Source organism: Methylobacterium sp. E-066 (assembly GCF_022829635.1).
In the GTDB taxonomy this organism is placed as follows: Bacteria; Pseudomonadota; Alphaproteobacteria; order Rhizobiales; family Beijerinckiaceae; genus Methylobacterium.
In genome coordinates this window covers 243,721-258,191 of sequence record NZ_JAKSYO010000172.1, presented here as the reverse complement: position 1 = coordinate 258,191, position 14,471 = coordinate 243,721, and the positions used below count along the sequence as shown (strand labels likewise).

Genomic DNA, 14,471 nt, shown 5'->3' with positions numbered 1-14,471 from the left:
GGTGTTAGCGGATCGGTGACCGTAATGCGAACCGGTCTCACCGATCGAAGATGCGCACCACCGCGCGGGTCGCCGGATCCACGACCACGACCTTGTCGCCGGGCGCTACGAAATAGCCGTAGCGGCGCAGGCGCGGGTTCGGCGCATCCGTGAAGGGGGCGAGACGCACGTCCTCCGGCACGATGGTGCCGGGCCGCAGCGGGATCGAGCCGACGATCGGGCCGGGGCCGACCGGACGGCTCACGATGTAGTCGCGCACCACGACCTCGTCATCCGGGCCGAAATCATCGGGTTCGACGATCACGCCCTGCGCGAAGGCGGTGCCGGTGAACAGCGCGGCAAGCCCGAGGGCTGCGGCGAGACTTGCGCGTGTCGACATGGCAGGCTCCGTGACGGTCGGGATCGGCTGAAACACCGCCCGTCCCGCATGTGTTCCCGGCACCTCGCCGCCCGATCTCAGCGCCCCGATCTCAGCGCCCGACCTGAGCCGCCTCGGCCAAAGGCACTGGCGACCAGCGGGTGATCTGCACGTAGCCGTCCAGTGCCGCGATCACCACGTGCCGGCGGTGGCGATGCACCACCGTCCCCGGCGTGTGCCCATGGCGCTCGCGCCAGCCCTGCGCCTCGGCCACGTAGACCCGCGCATCGCCCAGCCGGGCGATCGTCTCGACGGTGCCGAAAGCCCGGACCCGGCGCAGGATCGGCTCCACCTCCTGCCGGAAATCGAGGGTCCGGTCGGCATCGGTCGCTCGGGGCCAGTAGGAGCCGTCGCCCTGCGGCTCGGCGCGGCGCCAGCGGGCGGGCAGCTCCTTGCCGAGCGGTCCGCTGGCGAGCCGCCGAGCCGCCATCTGGCACTTGGCCAGCACGGTCTCGTGGGACTCGATGGCCTCAAGGCTGAAGATGTCCTGGGCCAGGATATCGCCGGTGTCGAAGCCATCGGCGAGCACGTGGGCGGTGACCCCCCAGGTCTCGTAACGGTCGAGCACCGCCCGGAACAGCGGATAGGGCCCGCGCCCGGTCGGTAGCGGGGAGGGGTGGATGTTCAAACCGTAGGCGGCGCGGCCACGCCAGCCCTTCACCAGCCAGGGATAGCCAGCCACCACGAGCGCCCAATCCTTGCCATGCTCGGCCTGCAGGGCCTCGATGTCGCGCTCGCGGATGCGCGACAGCTGGATCGGCAGCCGCATCGAACGGGCGCGGGCGACCAGCACGTCGTTGTGGTCGTAGATCCCGTCGCAGGGCCGGGTGAACAGTTTGATCGGCCTCCAGCCGGCCTCGACCAGGCCCTCGAACACGCCGCCCAGGAAGTCGATGCCGGCGAACGCGAACTTCATGCTTGCCGCCTGCGACCTTGTGAACGTGGAGCGGGGCGGCCTGCCGCCTGCCCGGGGGCGCCGCCGGCCTTACTTTGTCCGGAGCAGGTTGGGTAGCAAGAGGACCGCACGTGCGACAGGTTCTGATCTACGGCGGAACGGGTGGCATCGGCCTCGCCACCGCCCGGGCGTTGCGGGCCCGTGGCTATGCCCTCCATCTCGCGGCCCGGGACGGCGAGCGCCTGTCGCGTGCGGCCGAAGAACTCGGCGAGACGACGGTCACGGCGGGCGATGTCGGCGATCCGGATTTCTTCGCCGCCGCCAGTGAGGCGGCCGGGCCTGCGCTCGCCGGCTTGGTCTACGCGGTCGGCACGATCAACCTGCGGCCGCTCGGGCGCCTGACCCGGGCCGACGCGGAAAACGACTTCCGCATCAACGCGCTCGGCGCCTTCTCGGCGGTCCAGGCCGCGGCCGGCGCACTGAAGGCCGGCGCCGGGGAGGCGGGCGCCGGGATCGTGCTGTTCTCGACGGTGGCCGTCGCGCAGGGTTTCCCCGCGCACGCCTCGGTGGCGATGGCCAAGGGCGCCGTCGAGGGGCTCGGCCTGTCGCTCGCGGCCGAACTCGCCCCGCAGATCCGCGTCAACGTGGTCGCGCCGTCGCTGACGCGGACGCCGCTCGCCGCCGCCATCACCGGCAACGAGACCTTGGCCCAGGGGATCGCCGCGATGCACGCCCTGCAGCGGCTCGGCCGCCCGGAGGATGTCGGGGCGCTCGCGGCCTTCCTGGTCTCCGATGAGGCGGGCTGGATCACCGGCCAGGTGATCGGCGTCGATGGCGGCCGCGCGACCTTGCGCACCAAGGGCTGACGGGTGCCGGCGCAATCCGCATCGCGCACCGGACGCACGCTCCGGTTCGTCCTCGGCGATCAGCTGAACCGGCGGGTGTCGAGCCTGACCGATCTCGACCCCGCGCAGGATGTCGTCCTGATCGTCGAGGTGCGGGACGAGGCGACCTATGTCCGCCATCACAAGCAGAAGATCGCCTTCCTGTTCGCCGCCATGCGCCATTTCGCGGCCGAGCTGGAGGCCGAAGGAATCACGGTCGACTACGTCCGCCTGACCAATCCCGGCAACACCGGCAGCTTCACCGGCGAACTGGAACGCGCGGTGGCGCGCCATGCGCCCGCGCGGGTCGTCGTCACCGAGCCCGGCGAGTGGCGGGTCTGGGAGATGATGCAGGACTGGCGCGAGACGCTGCCCGTGCCGGTGGAGGTCCGCGCGGACAATCGCTTCCTGTGTCCGCGCGAGGATTTCGCCCGTTGGGCCGAGGGCCGCCACCACCTGCGGATGGAGACGTTCTATCGCGGCATGCGCCGTCGGACCGGCCTGCTGATGGACGGTGGCGAGCCCGTCGGCGGCCGCTGGAACTTCGACCCCGACAACCGGAAACGCCTCCCCAAGGGACATCGGCTGCCGGACCGGATCGGCTTTCAGCCGGACGCGACCACCCGGGAGGCGATCGCGCTCGTCGAGCGGGAGTTCGCCGACCATTTCGGCGACCTGGCGACCTTCTCCTGGCCGGTGACCAGGGTCGATGCGCTCGCGGCCCTCAAGCATTTCATCGCTGAATGCCTGCCGACCTTCGGCGATTATCAGGACGCCATGAAGGCGGGTGCGCCGTTCCTCTACCACGCGCTGCTCTCGCCGCCGCTCAACGCCGGCCTCCTAACCGCCGAGGAAGTCTGCTGGGCCGCCGAGCGGGCCTACCGGGACGGATTGGCGCCGCTCAACTGCGTCGAGGGGTTCATCCGGCAGATCCTCGGCTGGCGGGAATATGTCCGCGGCGTCTACTGGGCGCGGATGCCCGAATACCGCGAGACCAACGCGCTGGGCGCGAACCGGGACCTGCCCTGGTTCTACTGGTCGGGCGCGACAAAGCTCAACTGCATCGCCAACGTGGTCGCGGAGACCCGGGCCCACGCCTACGCCCACCACATCCAGCGCCTGATGGTGACCGGCAATTTCGCGCTGATCGCCGGCCTGGACCCGGCGCAGGTGGAGGAATGGTATCTGATCGTGTTCGCCGACGCCTACGAATGGGTCGAACTGCCCAACGTCCACGGCATGGTGCTGTGGGCCGACGGGGGCGTGATGGGCTCGAAGCCCTACGCGGCCTCGGGCGCCTATATCGACCGGATGTCGGATTACTGCGCCACCTGCGCGTACGACGTGAAGGTCAAGGCGGGGCCGGATGCCTGCCCGTTCAACTACCTCTACTGGAACTTTTTGATCGAGAACGAAGACAGGCTGGCGGGCAACCCGCGCATGGCGATGCCGTTTCGAACACTTCGCGGGATGGGGGACGCGCGCCGGACCGAGATTCGGCAGGATGCGGCCCGCTTCCTGGAATCTCTCACGGCCGAACCCGTTCACCAGGGCGACCAGACTGCCAAGGCCACGTAAGGGGATGCGCGTCGCCGGCCCGACTCGGTCTGGAGACCGCCGGAGACACGAAAACTGTAGCGGGCGATGGCGAAATCGGTCGCGTGCAGACCGAGATTCCATTTCCGGTAGCCGGTCTCGTCGCCGTAGACGCTGAGTTCCGGCCCGAGATAGGTGTCCCAGCTCCGATAGCCCCAGGCCAGCCGCGTCCACAGGCTGCTGCGCGTCGAGCCCAGGATGGCGGTCGCCTGGAGGAGCGTGTTCTCGGTCGGGCGTGCCCAGATCTCGCCGTGCAGGCGCAGGCCATACGCGGCCGGCGAGGCGGCCAGGGCGCGCGGGTCGGCCAGCATCTCGATCGAACCTTCGGGACCCGCGAAGATGGCCGCCACGCCCCAGTCGAAGAACCATTGATAGCCGAGCACCGCCGCCGCGCTGAACGTATAGCGCGTGCGCGGGAGGCCGAAGTCGCCGCGTTCTCGCTGCCGACCGCTGCCGACGCTCGCCAGCACGGTGAAGCCGTCGTGGTCGAGGGAGCCCAGCCCGAGCTTGGCCCCGACGGTGAGAAATGTCGCGGCGCCCGCATCGAGGCTGCCGAACAACAGCGTGTCGATCTCGCCGCTGCATGCCGGAGACTCTTGTATGAGGAGCGCCGAGGCCGCCAGAGCAGCTATACGCGTCCGCTTGCAGCTTTTCCTGGCGGTCCGGCGCTTGCGCACGAAACGGTCCCCGATGGCGAGTCCGTAAACCTCGTGTTAATTGACGTAGAGTGCAGCGCAATTCACCACAGGTCCACCAGAAAGATATTTGGGGTTGCGCGAGAAAGTCGGCTGAGAGGTTCCAGTCGCAGAAAATTGTGCTTCCGATGACGTAGGATTTACTTCAAGTCAGATCGACCCGACCTCAGGTGTGAATCCTTCGGTTCGGATCCGGTATGGGATCGCGCGGACGCCCCGCGCTTGGCCTGCCGGGTGATCTCGGCTAGAGCCCGCGCCAGGACAGCGAAGGTTGGCGGATCCTTGACTGCCGGTGCACGAACGTCAGACGTCCTCACTGTGCTGGCGAGCCAGGAGGGGGAGCGCCTCACCGTGGGCGACATCGTCGCGGTCCTGCGGGACCGCGCCTTCGCATTGCTCGTCGTGCTGCTCGGCTTGCCGAACTGCCTGCCGATGCCGCCGCCGATCCCGCTGATCTGCGGTCTGCTGCTGCTGCTCGTGGCGGTTCAGATCGCGGCGGGGATGTCGGCGCCGTGGCTGCCGCGGATCCTGCTCGGCCGCTCGATCGCGCTCACCGATGTACGGCGCGCCGTCACCCGGGCGGTTCCGATCTTGCGGCGGCTGGAGCGCTGGTCGCGCCCCCGGGTCAGCGTGTTCGAAACCGCGCTGGGCATGCGCGGCATGGGGATCGCCCTGTTGGCGCTGGCGCTGGCGCTGATCGTGGCCGCGCCGATCGTCGGGCAGATCCCTCTGGGGCTCGCCGTCTGTCTCGTGGGCCTCGGCCTCGTCGAGCGCGACGGCCTCGTCGTGATGGGCGGGTTGGTGATCGGCCTGTTCGGCGTCGCCATCAATGCCGGCTTCGCCTACGCGGTCATCGCCGGGATCGCGGGTCTCCTGAACCTGTGACGCGCACGGATCAGAGCCGATAACGGATCTGGTCGGTCCAGAAGCGCTCGAGCCGGCCGAGAGCCGTGTTCAACCGGCCGAAATCGTCGTCCGAGATGCCCCCGATCGGCGCGATCGTGCGAGCATGCTTGTCGTAGAGCCCCTGGATGATCTCGTGGACCTGCCGACCCTTGTCGGTGAGGCTGATCCGGACCGAGCGGCGGTCCGTCTTCGACCGGGCGTGGTGCAGGTAGCCGGCCTCGACCAGCTTCTTGACGTTGTAGGAGACGTTGGAGCCGAGATAATAGCCCTTCGTCCGCAGCTCGCTCGCGGTCAGCTCCTTGTCGCCGATATTGTACAGGAGCAGCGCCTGGACGCTGTTGACGTCTTCGCGGCCGCGCCGCTCGAACTCGTCCTTGATCACGTCGAGGAGCCGGCGGTGAAGCCGCTCGACCAAGTGGAGCGCCTCCAGGTACGAGCCCTTGGCGGACGGGACTTCTTCCGGGGTCTCGTTCTTCGCGACTCGGGCGCTCTGGGTCTTCATCGTCTGCCTCACCGTCTGATGCCGCGGCTTCCGTTCGATGCGGTGCCGCTGATGATGGCTAAGCTATGGGTCGGGAATGAAAGGCGATTTAAGCGACAGGATGAATTCCCGATTTACTCTTCGCGGTAAAGACAAACTGAAGCGAAGATCAGAACGGTTCGTTCACCGTGCTTCCTGCGCGGCCATCCAGGACAGCAGGAAGTACATCAGCACGACCGTCAGGCCGAATACGAGCAGCGGCACCGGCATCGGTACAAGTTGCGGGGTCAACACCGCTAAAGTCATCGCGGATGTGACGGCCAGCAACCAGATCACGCCGCCCCAGGCGCTCGTCAGCCACAGGCCGATCGCCGCCGACGCATCCACCACGGCGAAGTAGACGATCGCCGCCTGCCGGCCGAACGGCTCGATCTCGAAGGGACGCGTTCCGGGGAGCACGTCGAGGATCGTGGCCCAGGACCCGATGCTCTTGATCAGCCAGAACAGCGCCGTGACCCGCATGAACCAGACGAGCACCGTGTCCCAGGTGCCGGGGGCCGGCCCTTGCGCGCGCTCGATCCGATCGGTCGGCGCGTCGCCCGGACGAGACCCCTTGCGCCGGATCGGGAAGGAGCCGGGCACTACGGTGCGCTCGCGGGTGGAATGGGCCGGTGCATCGTCGGGAGGCCGGGTTCATGGTGGGGGATGGCCCGGGTTGAAGCGGTTCCGGTGCCCTACGTCAACGGTTTGATTTCGCCGCGCCCGGCCACTGTGCTAGTCCGGCGTCCCCAGCGCCGATGCGCCGCGCGATCCTCGCTTCACCGCGCGCACGATACCGAAGCCGCATGTCAGACATCTTGCCCGAGCCGCGTCCCATCGCCCTGGAGGCCGCTCGTGAGAGCGCCCGGCCGGAGGGGCTGAAGATCACCCAGCGTCCGCGCCGCAACCGCAAGGCGGATTGGTCGCGCCGGCTGGTCCGCGAGAACACGCTCACCGTCGATGACCTGATCTGGCCGATGTTCGTGATCGACGGTGAGCGCCGGCGCGAGCCGATCGCGTCGATGCCGGGGGTCGAGCGGCTCTCCGTCGACGAGATCGTGCGCGACGCCGAGCGGGCCGCGCGGCTGGGGATCCCGGCGGTTTCGTTTTTCCCCTACACCGAGGTCGAGCTGCGTGATCCGACGGGCTCGGAGGCGCTCAACGCCCACAATCTCGTCTGTCGGGCGGTGCGCGCCGTGAAGCGAGCGGTCCCTGAGGTCGGCATCATGACCGACGTGGCGCTCGATCCCTATACCAGCCATGGCCACGATGGCTTGATGAAGGACGGCGCCATCCTGAACGACGAGACCGTGGCGGTTCTGGTGGAGCAGAGCCTGATCCAGGCCGAGGCCGGCACCGACATCATTGCCCCCTCGGACATGATGGACGGGCGCGTCGGCGCGATCCGGGCCGGGCTCGACAAGGCCGGCTTCCTCGACGTGCAGATCATGGCCTACGCGGCCAAGTATGCCAGCGCGTTCTACGGGCCGTTCCGCGACGCGATCGGCACCAAGGCTGCGCTCGTGGGCGACAAGCGCACCTACCAAATGGATCCGGGCAATTCCGCCGAGGCCCTGCGCGAGGTCCGCCTCGACCTGGAGGAGGGCGCGGATTCGGTGATGGTCAAGCCGGGGCTGCCCTATCTCGACATCATCCGCCGGGTGCGGGACGAGTTCCAGGTGCCGACCTTCGCGTATCAGGTGTCGGGCGAGTACGCGATGATCGAGGCCGCCGCCCGCAACGGCTGGCTCGACGGCGACCGCGCCATGGTCGAGGCCCTCCTCTCCTTCAAGCGCGCCGGCGCCGACGGGATCCTGACCTATCATGCGCCTCGGGTCGCCGAGCGCCTGCGCAACGCCTCGTGAGGCACCGGCGCCGCTGGCTCCTCGGGGCGGCGGTGGTGGCGGGTTTCCTTGGGGGGCTCGCCGCCTGCCAGGATACCCTGCGGCGGGAGCGGGTCGCGACGTGCCGCCGCGCCCTCCCGGCGGTCGCGCCCCAGCCCGGCATCCGGTTGTTGCGGGCGGCCCCCGGGCCGGCGGCCGATACGGTCCGGGTCGATTACGCCGAGGGCAACCGGCAGCATTGGCTGACCTGCCGTTTCGACGCCGGAGCGACCCTCATCGCCCTGGCCACCGAGGGCACCAGCCTGTCGGGATCCTCGCTCTACCTGCTGAAGCGCTTCTACCTCGACACGCCGGATGCCGAGGCCGACGATCCCGCCGAGCGTTGAACCCGATCCGGACGGCTCTTGCGGCCGGTGCAGGGCGCACCCACCTTTTTCTCCGCAGCCTCGCTTGCAGGACGCGACACCATGCAGAACCCTCAACCCGGCTACGCCGAGCGCTTCGAGACCCCCGGTTACACGGCCTCGTTGCCCATTCCGTTCGTTCGCGCGAGCCTGGGCGCCCGCACGGTCGCGTACCTCCTCGACATCCTGTTCATCTTCGGCTTCACCGCCCTGCTGACGCTGGTGATCACGGTGATCGGCGTGGTGACGTTCGGGCTCGGCTGGACCCTGTTCGCGGTCCTGCCGGCGAGCGGCATCATCTACAGCGCGATCACGGTCGGCGGCGCCAGGCAGAGCACGATCGGGCAGCGGCTGATGGGTCTGCGCGTCGTCGCTCCCGAGCGGGGCGGGCCGGTCGATTTCATTACGGCCGCCGTCCACGCTCTGCTGTTCTACGTCGCGGTCTCGACCTTCCTGCTCTGGTTCCTCGACATCGCCTTCGGGCTGATGCGATCGGATCGCCGGCTGGGTCACGACCTGTTGCTCGGATTGGCCGTGGTTCACGCCCGCTGAAGTGCCGAAGCCGCGGCGAAATTCTCGTTCGGCAGCCGGTCGGGGGCATTGAGCCCGGCCGCGCTGCCTGTACACTGATTTGCCGGCGCCGCGAGGACCACCCGGTGCAGGGCCAAGACCGAGCGTGACGAGCCACCCGCGCGACACTCCGCAATTCTACCTCACCGCCCCCTCGCCGTGCCCGTACCTCCCGGGCCAGGAGGAGCGGAAGGTGTTCACCCATTTGGTCGGGCGCCGCGCCCGCGACCTCAACGAGATCCTGACCCAGGGCGGGTTCCGGCGCTCCCAGACCATCGCCTATCGGCCGGCCTGCGAGACCTGCCGGGCCTGCATCTCGGTGCGCGTGGTGGTCGACGATTTTGAGCCGAGCGCCAGCCAGAGGCGGATTCTGGCGCGCAGCGACGACTGGATCGGCACGCCCGAGCCGAACCGGCCGGCTTCCGAGCAATACGCCCTGTTCCGCCGCTATCTCGACGCCCGCCACGGCGATGGCGGCATGGTCGACATGACGGTGCTCGACTACGCCATGATGATCGAGGACAGCCACGTCGACACGCATCTCGTGTCGTACCGGCGGCGCGGCCCCGACACGGCGATCACCGGGCGCGGCTTCGGGCCGCCGCTTGCCTTCTGCCTGACCGACGTTCTCGCGGACGGGCTGTCGATGGTCTACTCGTTCTACGATCCTGAGGAGGCCGGGCGCTCGCCCGGCACGTTCATGATCCTCGACCATATCCGCCGGGCCCGCCGGCTCGGGTTGCCGTATCTCTACCTCGGCTACTGGGTCGAGGGCTCGCGCAAGATGGATTACAAGTCCCGCTTCCGCCCGCAGGAGCGCCTCATGGGCCCGGGCTGGGTCCGGGTCCCCTGAGAGGCGCGTCCCAATCGCGTCGTCCAAGCCTGCGCGAACCGCATTGAGCGGCCGGGCCGGCGCATGCTACCGGCCACGCACGCAGTCCCGACCGTGCCGAGGCCCCCATGATCCCCCGTTACAGCCGCCCGACGATGACGGCGATCTGGTCGCCCGAGAGCCGCTTCAAGATCTGGTTCGAGATCGAGGCCCATGCCACCACCGCGCTGGCCGAGATCGGCGTCGTGCCGAAGGCGGCAGCCGAGACCATCTGGGCCAAGGGCAAGGACGCGGTGTTCGATGTCGCCCGCATCGACGCGATCGAAGCGGTGACGAAGCACGACGTCATCGCGTTCCTGACCCATCTCGCCGAGATCGTCGGTCCGGAGGCCCGCTTCGTCCACCAGGGCATGACCTCCTCGGACGTGCTGGATACCTGCCTCAACGTGCAGCTGGTGCGCGCCGCCGACATCCTGATCGCCGATGTCGACGCACTGCTGGCGGCCCTCAAGAGCCGGGCGCTGGAGCACAAGCTCACGCCCACCATCGGCCGCTCGCACGGCATCCATGCCGAGCCGGTGACCTTCGGGCTCAAGCTCGCGCAGGCCTATGCCGAGTTCGAGCGCAACCGGCGCCGCCTCGTCGCGGCGCGCGAAGAGGTGGCGACCTGCGCGATCTCCGGCGCGGTCGGCACCTTCGCCAATATCGATCCTCGGGTGGAGCAGTACGTCGCCGAGAAGATGGGCCTGACGGCGGAGCCGGTCTCCACCCAGGTCATCCCGCGCGATCGCCATGCGATGTTCTTCGCGACGCTGGGTGTCGTCGCCTCGTCCCTAGAGCGCCTGGCCATCGAGATCCGCCACCTCCAGCGCACGGAGGTCTTGGAGGCGGAAGAGTTCTTCTCCGAGGGCCAGAAGGGCTCCTCGGCCATGCCGCACAAGCGCAACCCGGTGCTGACCGAGAACATCACCGGTCTCGCCCGGATGGTTCGCGGCTACGTCGTCCCGGCCCTGGAGAACGTCGCGCTCTGGCACGAGCGCGACATCTCCCACTCCTCCGTGGAGCGGATGATCGGCCCCGACGCCACCGTGACTCTCGACTTCGCGCTGGCCCGCATGACCGGCGTCATCGAGAAGCTGCTGATCTACCCGGCCAACATGCAGAAGAACCTCGACCGCTTGGGCGGCTTGGTCCATTCGCAGCGGGTGCTCTTGGCCCTCACCCAGGCCGGCGTGTCCCGGGAGGATTCCTACCGGCTGGTCCAGCGCAACGCGATGCCGGTCTGGCGCGGCGAGGGCGATTTCCTGGCCCTGCTGAAGGCGGATGCCGACGTGACGGCGGCGCTCTCCCCCGAGCAGATCGAGGAATGCTTCGACCTCGGCTACCACTTCAAGCATGTCGACACGATCTTCTCGCGGGTGTTCGGCGCAGTCTGAGCGCACCGGGCAGACCTGACTCGTGCTATGAGTTCACGATGTCCGATTCCTTCGCACTCCCTGCACCGGGCGACTTGGAGAGATACGAGCGGGTCCTGCCGGGCTCTGCCGAGCGTATCGTGGCGCTGGCTGAGCAAAAGTCGGAGCGGGATCTTTGGGTCCAGAAGCTTCTGGCACGCGAGGAGCGCCTCACACGGCTGCTGTCCTATGGTTCGCTGCTGATCGGCGTCTCCGGCGCATGCGTCGGTTTTGCCGCGTTCTTCGCGAAGGTCTTCGAACACTGAGATGGCGCTGAGGCCGCCAAAGCCGTCGAGCGGCGTCTGGCCGGATCTCGGCGTGGTCACGGAACTCGAAGCTGTCGTGCCGGGTAGCGGCGCGCGCTTCTTGGATGCGTACTTTCGCGCTTTGGAGACGGATGACGACGAACGGCGGGCTCGGCTCCGAACAATGGTGGCCGACGCTTCTCACGCGCGGATCTATCGTCACCTGTGCCTGTTTCTCGGCACGGCTCTCGCTTCCGGAGCAATCGCGCTCGGCGCATATGCCGTAGCGCAAGGCACCAACGTCTACGCCATTGCCGCCTTGGTGACACCGATCTCGGGATTGGCTGGCGTGTTCGTTTGGGGCGCGCAGCGGCCGAGTGTTGTCAGCCGGGTGAGCGAGCCCGAAAACCTTTCGGTTGGTCCCCGAGAGGCCCGACCCAAAGCACCCACTGAACTTTCAAAGCAAGAGACGGATAGAGAGCCGACACCATGTCCCGCATCGTCTACCTCAACGGCGCATTCCTCCCCTTCGAGGAGGCGCGCGTGCCGATCATGGACCGCGGCTTCCTGTTCGCGGACGGGATCTACGAGGTCTCGGCGATCATCGACGGCAAGCTCGTCGACAACGCCGCGCATCTCGCCCGCCTGGATCGCTCGCTCGGCGAGATCGGCATCCGCAACCCGCACGATGCGGCCGGATGGGAGAAGTTGCAGACCGAACTCGTCGCGCGCAACGGCGTCACCGAGGGGCTGGTCTATATGCAGGTGACCCGCGGCGTGGCCGAGCGCGACTTCGCCTTCCCGAAGGCCGGGACCGAGCCGACCGTGGTGATGTTCACGCAGGCCAAGACCGTGCTGGCCAACCCGCTCGCGGAATCCGGCGCCCGGGTGATCACCGTTGAGGATCTCCGCTGGAAGCGCCGGGACATCAAGTCGGTGGCGCTTCTGGCGCAGGTGCTCGCCAAGCAGCAGGCCGCCGAGGCCGGCGTCGCCGAGGCCTGGATGGTCGAGGACGGGGCCGTGACCGAGGGCTCGTCCTCCACCGCCTTCATCGTCAGCCGTGACCGCGTGCTCGTTACGCGGCCGCTCTCGACGGCGCTTCTGCCCGGCATCACCCGGGCCTCCGTGCTGAAGCTCGCCGCCGAGGCCGACCTGCGCGTCGAGGAGCGGTTGATCTCGGTGGCCGAGGCCTACGAGGCCCAGGAGGCATTCTACACCAGCGCCTCGGCCTTCGTGATGCCGGTGGTCGAGATCGACGGCCGGTCGATCGGCGAGGGGCGTCCCGGTCCGCTGACCCGGCGCCTGCGCGAACTCTACATCGCGGCCGCCCGACAGGGCTGAGGCGGACCCATCGGGCCGTAAACAGGAACGGATCCGGCACCCGGCTGTTGCTCTCGGAACACGTTTTCCGAGAGGGGAGACCAATCTTGTCGAAAAGAATCCTGCTTGCCGCGGTCGCGGCGGCCCTGTTTGCGGTCCCCGCCTATGCCCAGAACCCGGACGCGCCGTTGAAGGGCCGCGACACCGATCCGGCCCTGCCGCCGTCCACCCAGACTCCGCCGGATCGTGTCCGTCCGAGCGCCGACGCGCCGCCCAAGGACCAGTCGCTGAGCGACAAGCTTCAGAAGAACGACGGTGTGATCAAGCCGTCGGATACCGGGACGACGGGGACCGTCATGAAGCCCGACGAATCCGGTTCGATGCCGGTGATCAAGCCGCAGGAACTGCCCGGCCGGAGCCCCGGCACCGAAGCGAAATAGGCGCTGTTCCCGAAGCAGGCCGGCTGCCATGTGGCGGCCTTGCTTGATTTCGCCGCCCGGATCGCGGAAACGGCAGAGGACGTACGCAGCCCGCACCCGTGGGCTGCTCCGTCCCGGTTTCCGTCGCGGGTAAGCAGGCAGGCATGGCCAACGTCGTCGTTGTAGGCGCCCAGTGGGGCGACGAGGGCAAGGGCAAGATCGTCGACTGGCTCTCCGAGCAGGCCGACATCGTCGTCCGCTTCCAGGGCGGCCACAATGCCGGCCATACGCTGGTCATCGACGGGGTGACCTACAAGCTCGCGCTGCTGCCCTCGGGTGTCGTGCGCGGCGGCAAGCTCTCCGTGATCGGCAACGGCGTCGTGGTCGATCCCTGGCACCTCGTCGACGAGATCGAGCGGATCAAGGCGCAGGGCGTCGAGGTCTCGCCGAAATCCCTGCGGATTGCCGACAACGCCACGCTGATCCTCCCGCTTCACCGCGAATTGGATCACTTCCGCGAGACCGCCAATGCGGGCCTCAAGATCGGCACCACCAAGCGTGGGATCGGGCCGGCCTACGAGGACAAGGTCGGCCGCCGCGCCATCCGGGTTGTCGATCTCGCCGATATCGACGCGCTGCCGGCCAAGATCGAGCGGGTGCTGACCCACCACAATGCGCTCCGGCGCGGTCTCGGCATCGAAGAGGTGAATGCCGAGGCGCTGCTCGCCGAGCTCACCGCGATCGCCCCCAAGATCCTGCCCTTCGCCGACACGGTCTGGTCGCTCCTCGACGACCAGCGCCGGGCCGGCAAGCGCATCCTGTTCGAGGGCGCGCAGGGTGCGCTGCTCGACGTCGACCACGGCACCTATCCCTTCGTCACCTCCTCCAACATCGTGGCCGCCCAGGCGGCGACGGGCTCGGGCCTCGGCCCGGGAGCGATCGGCTACGTGCTCGGCATCGCCAAGGCCTACACCACCCGGGTCGGCGAAGGGCCGTTCCCCACCGAGCTGCACGACGAGATCGGCGAGACCATCGGTGCCCGTGGGCGCGAGTTCGGCGTCAACACGGGTCGCAAGCGCCGCTGCGGCTGGTTCGACGCGGTCCTCGTGCGCCAGACGGTGCGGACCTCCGGCATCCACGGCATCGCGCTGACCAAGCTCGACATCCTCGACGGGTTCGAGGAGATCCGCGTCTGCACCGCCTACAAGCTGGACGGGCAGACGATCGACCATCTGCCGGCGAGCCAGGCGGCTCAGGCTCGGGTCGAGCCGGTCTACGAGACCATCCCGGGCTGGTCCGAGACGACCGCGGGTGCCCGCTCCTGGGCGGATCTGCCGGCGCAGGCGATCAAGTATGTCCGCCGGATCGAGGAGCTGATCGGGGCGCCGGTGGCGCTGCTGTCGACCTCCCCGGAGCGCGACGACACGATCCTGATGCACAACCCCTTCGAGGATTGAGGCTCCGCGCCC

17 protein-coding genes are annotated in these 14,471 nt (G+C 68.4%); 12 read left to right on the top strand and 5 right to left on the bottom strand.

Annotation, left to right across the window (positions count from 1 at the left end; all coding sequences use genetic code 11):
- Positions 1–37: 37 nt before the first annotated feature.
- Positions 38–379 (bottom strand): hypothetical protein, encoded by a 342-nt coding sequence (locus MKL20_RS24865; protein WP_244038907.1) that lies wholly within the window; start codon positions 377–379, stop codon positions 38–40.
- Positions 380–470: 91 nt separating this feature from the next.
- Positions 471–1,334 (bottom strand): formyltransferase family protein, encoded by an 864-nt coding sequence (locus MKL20_RS24860; RefSeq protein WP_244038906.1) that lies wholly within the window; start codon positions 1,332–1,334, stop codon positions 471–473.
- A gap of 110 nt (positions 1,335–1,444) precedes the next feature.
- Between MKL20_RS24860 and MKL20_RS24855 the strand changes: the two genes are divergently transcribed.
- A complete protein-coding gene (locus MKL20_RS24855) occupies positions 1,445–2,179 on the top strand; it encodes an SDR family NAD(P)-dependent oxidoreductase (protein ID WP_244038905.1) in 735 nt (244 codons plus the stop codon).
- Between the two features lie 3 nt (positions 2,180–2,182).
- Positions 2,183–3,775 (top strand): cryptochrome/photolyase family protein, encoded by a 1,593-nt coding sequence (locus MKL20_RS24850; protein WP_244038904.1) that lies wholly within the window; start codon positions 2,183–2,185, stop codon positions 3,773–3,775.
- Here the strand turns inward: MKL20_RS24850 and bcsS are convergent.
- Positions 3,742–4,353: a cellulose biosynthesis protein BcsS gene (gene bcsS, locus MKL20_RS24845; RefSeq protein ID WP_244038903.1), complete on the bottom strand. Its 612-nt coding sequence runs from the start codon at positions 4,351–4,353 to the stop codon at positions 3,742–3,744. The two genes, MKL20_RS24850 and bcsS, sit on opposite strands and share 34 nt — an antisense overlap.
- A 417-nt stretch (positions 4,354–4,770) precedes the next feature.
- Between bcsS and MKL20_RS24840 the strand changes: the two genes are divergently transcribed.
- Positions 4,771–5,373: an exopolysaccharide biosynthesis protein gene (locus MKL20_RS24840; protein WP_279594956.1), complete on the top strand. Its 603-nt coding sequence runs from the start codon at positions 4,771–4,773 to the stop codon at positions 5,371–5,373.
- Positions 5,374–5,383: 10 nt separating this feature from the next.
- On the opposite strand, the gene ldtR is transcribed toward MKL20_RS24840, so the two are convergent.
- Entirely contained in the window at positions 5,384–5,896 is a 513-nt protein-coding gene (gene ldtR / locus MKL20_RS24835; protein WP_244038902.1) for a transcriptional regulator LdtR, read from the bottom strand.
- Between the two features lie 162 nt (positions 5,897–6,058).
- Positions 6,059–6,517 carry a DUF6163 family protein gene (locus MKL20_RS24830; RefSeq protein ID WP_243965161.1) on the bottom strand — a complete coding sequence of 153 codons (459 nt, stop codon included), beginning with the start codon at positions 6,515–6,517 and terminating at the stop codon, positions 6,059–6,061.
- Between the two features lie 203 nt (positions 6,518–6,720).
- Here MKL20_RS24830 and hemB point away from each other — a divergent pair, with 203 nt between their 5' ends.
- From hemB to MKL20_RS24785, 9 genes are all read left to right on the top strand, one after another.
- The gene (gene hemB, locus MKL20_RS24825; RefSeq protein ID WP_243965156.1) at positions 6,721–7,779 is read left to right on the top strand and encodes a porphobilinogen synthase; all 1,059 of its coding nucleotides are present in this window, start codon (positions 6,721–6,723) and stop codon (positions 7,777–7,779) included.
- The gene (locus MKL20_RS24820) at positions 7,776–8,144 is read left to right on the top strand and encodes a hypothetical protein (RefSeq protein ID WP_243965153.1); all 369 of its coding nucleotides are present in this window, start codon (positions 7,776–7,778) and stop codon (positions 8,142–8,144) included. The genes hemB and MKL20_RS24820 overlap by 4 nt, the downstream gene beginning before the upstream one ends.
- An 81-nt stretch (positions 8,145–8,225) precedes the next feature.
- Complete coding sequence (locus tag MKL20_RS24815) at positions 8,226–8,714, top strand: RDD family protein (protein WP_243965152.1); 489 nt, start codon at positions 8,226–8,228, stop codon at positions 8,712–8,714.
- A gap of 124 nt (positions 8,715–8,838) precedes the next feature.
- The gene (locus tag MKL20_RS24810) at positions 8,839–9,585 is read left to right on the top strand and encodes an arginyltransferase (protein WP_244038901.1); all 747 of its coding nucleotides are present in this window, start codon (positions 8,839–8,841) and stop codon (positions 9,583–9,585) included.
- A 107-nt stretch (positions 9,586–9,692) separates the two neighbouring features.
- The gene (gene purB, locus MKL20_RS24805; RefSeq protein WP_244038900.1) at positions 9,693–11,000 is read left to right on the top strand and encodes an adenylosuccinate lyase; all 1,308 of its coding nucleotides are present in this window, start codon (positions 9,693–9,695) and stop codon (positions 10,998–11,000) included.
- 38 nt (positions 11,001–11,038) lie between these two features.
- Positions 11,039–11,284, top strand: a complete 246-nt coding sequence (locus tag MKL20_RS24800; RefSeq protein ID WP_244038899.1) for a DUF2335 domain-containing protein — start codon at positions 11,039–11,041, stop codon at positions 11,282–11,284.
- A 468-nt stretch (positions 11,285–11,752) separates the two neighbouring features.
- Positions 11,753–12,604: a D-amino-acid transaminase gene (locus MKL20_RS24795; RefSeq protein ID WP_244038898.1), complete on the top strand. Its 852-nt coding sequence runs from the start codon at positions 11,753–11,755 to the stop codon at positions 12,602–12,604.
- Between the two features lie 86 nt (positions 12,605–12,690).
- Positions 12,691–13,023: a hypothetical protein gene (locus MKL20_RS24790; protein ID WP_243965136.1), complete on the top strand. Its 333-nt coding sequence runs from the start codon at positions 12,691–12,693 to the stop codon at positions 13,021–13,023.
- 143 nt (positions 13,024–13,166) lie between these two features.
- A complete protein-coding gene (locus tag MKL20_RS24785) occupies positions 13,167–14,459 on the top strand; it encodes an adenylosuccinate synthase (protein WP_092042676.1) in 1,293 nt (430 codons plus the stop codon).
- Positions 14,460–14,471: the final 12 nt, after the last annotated feature.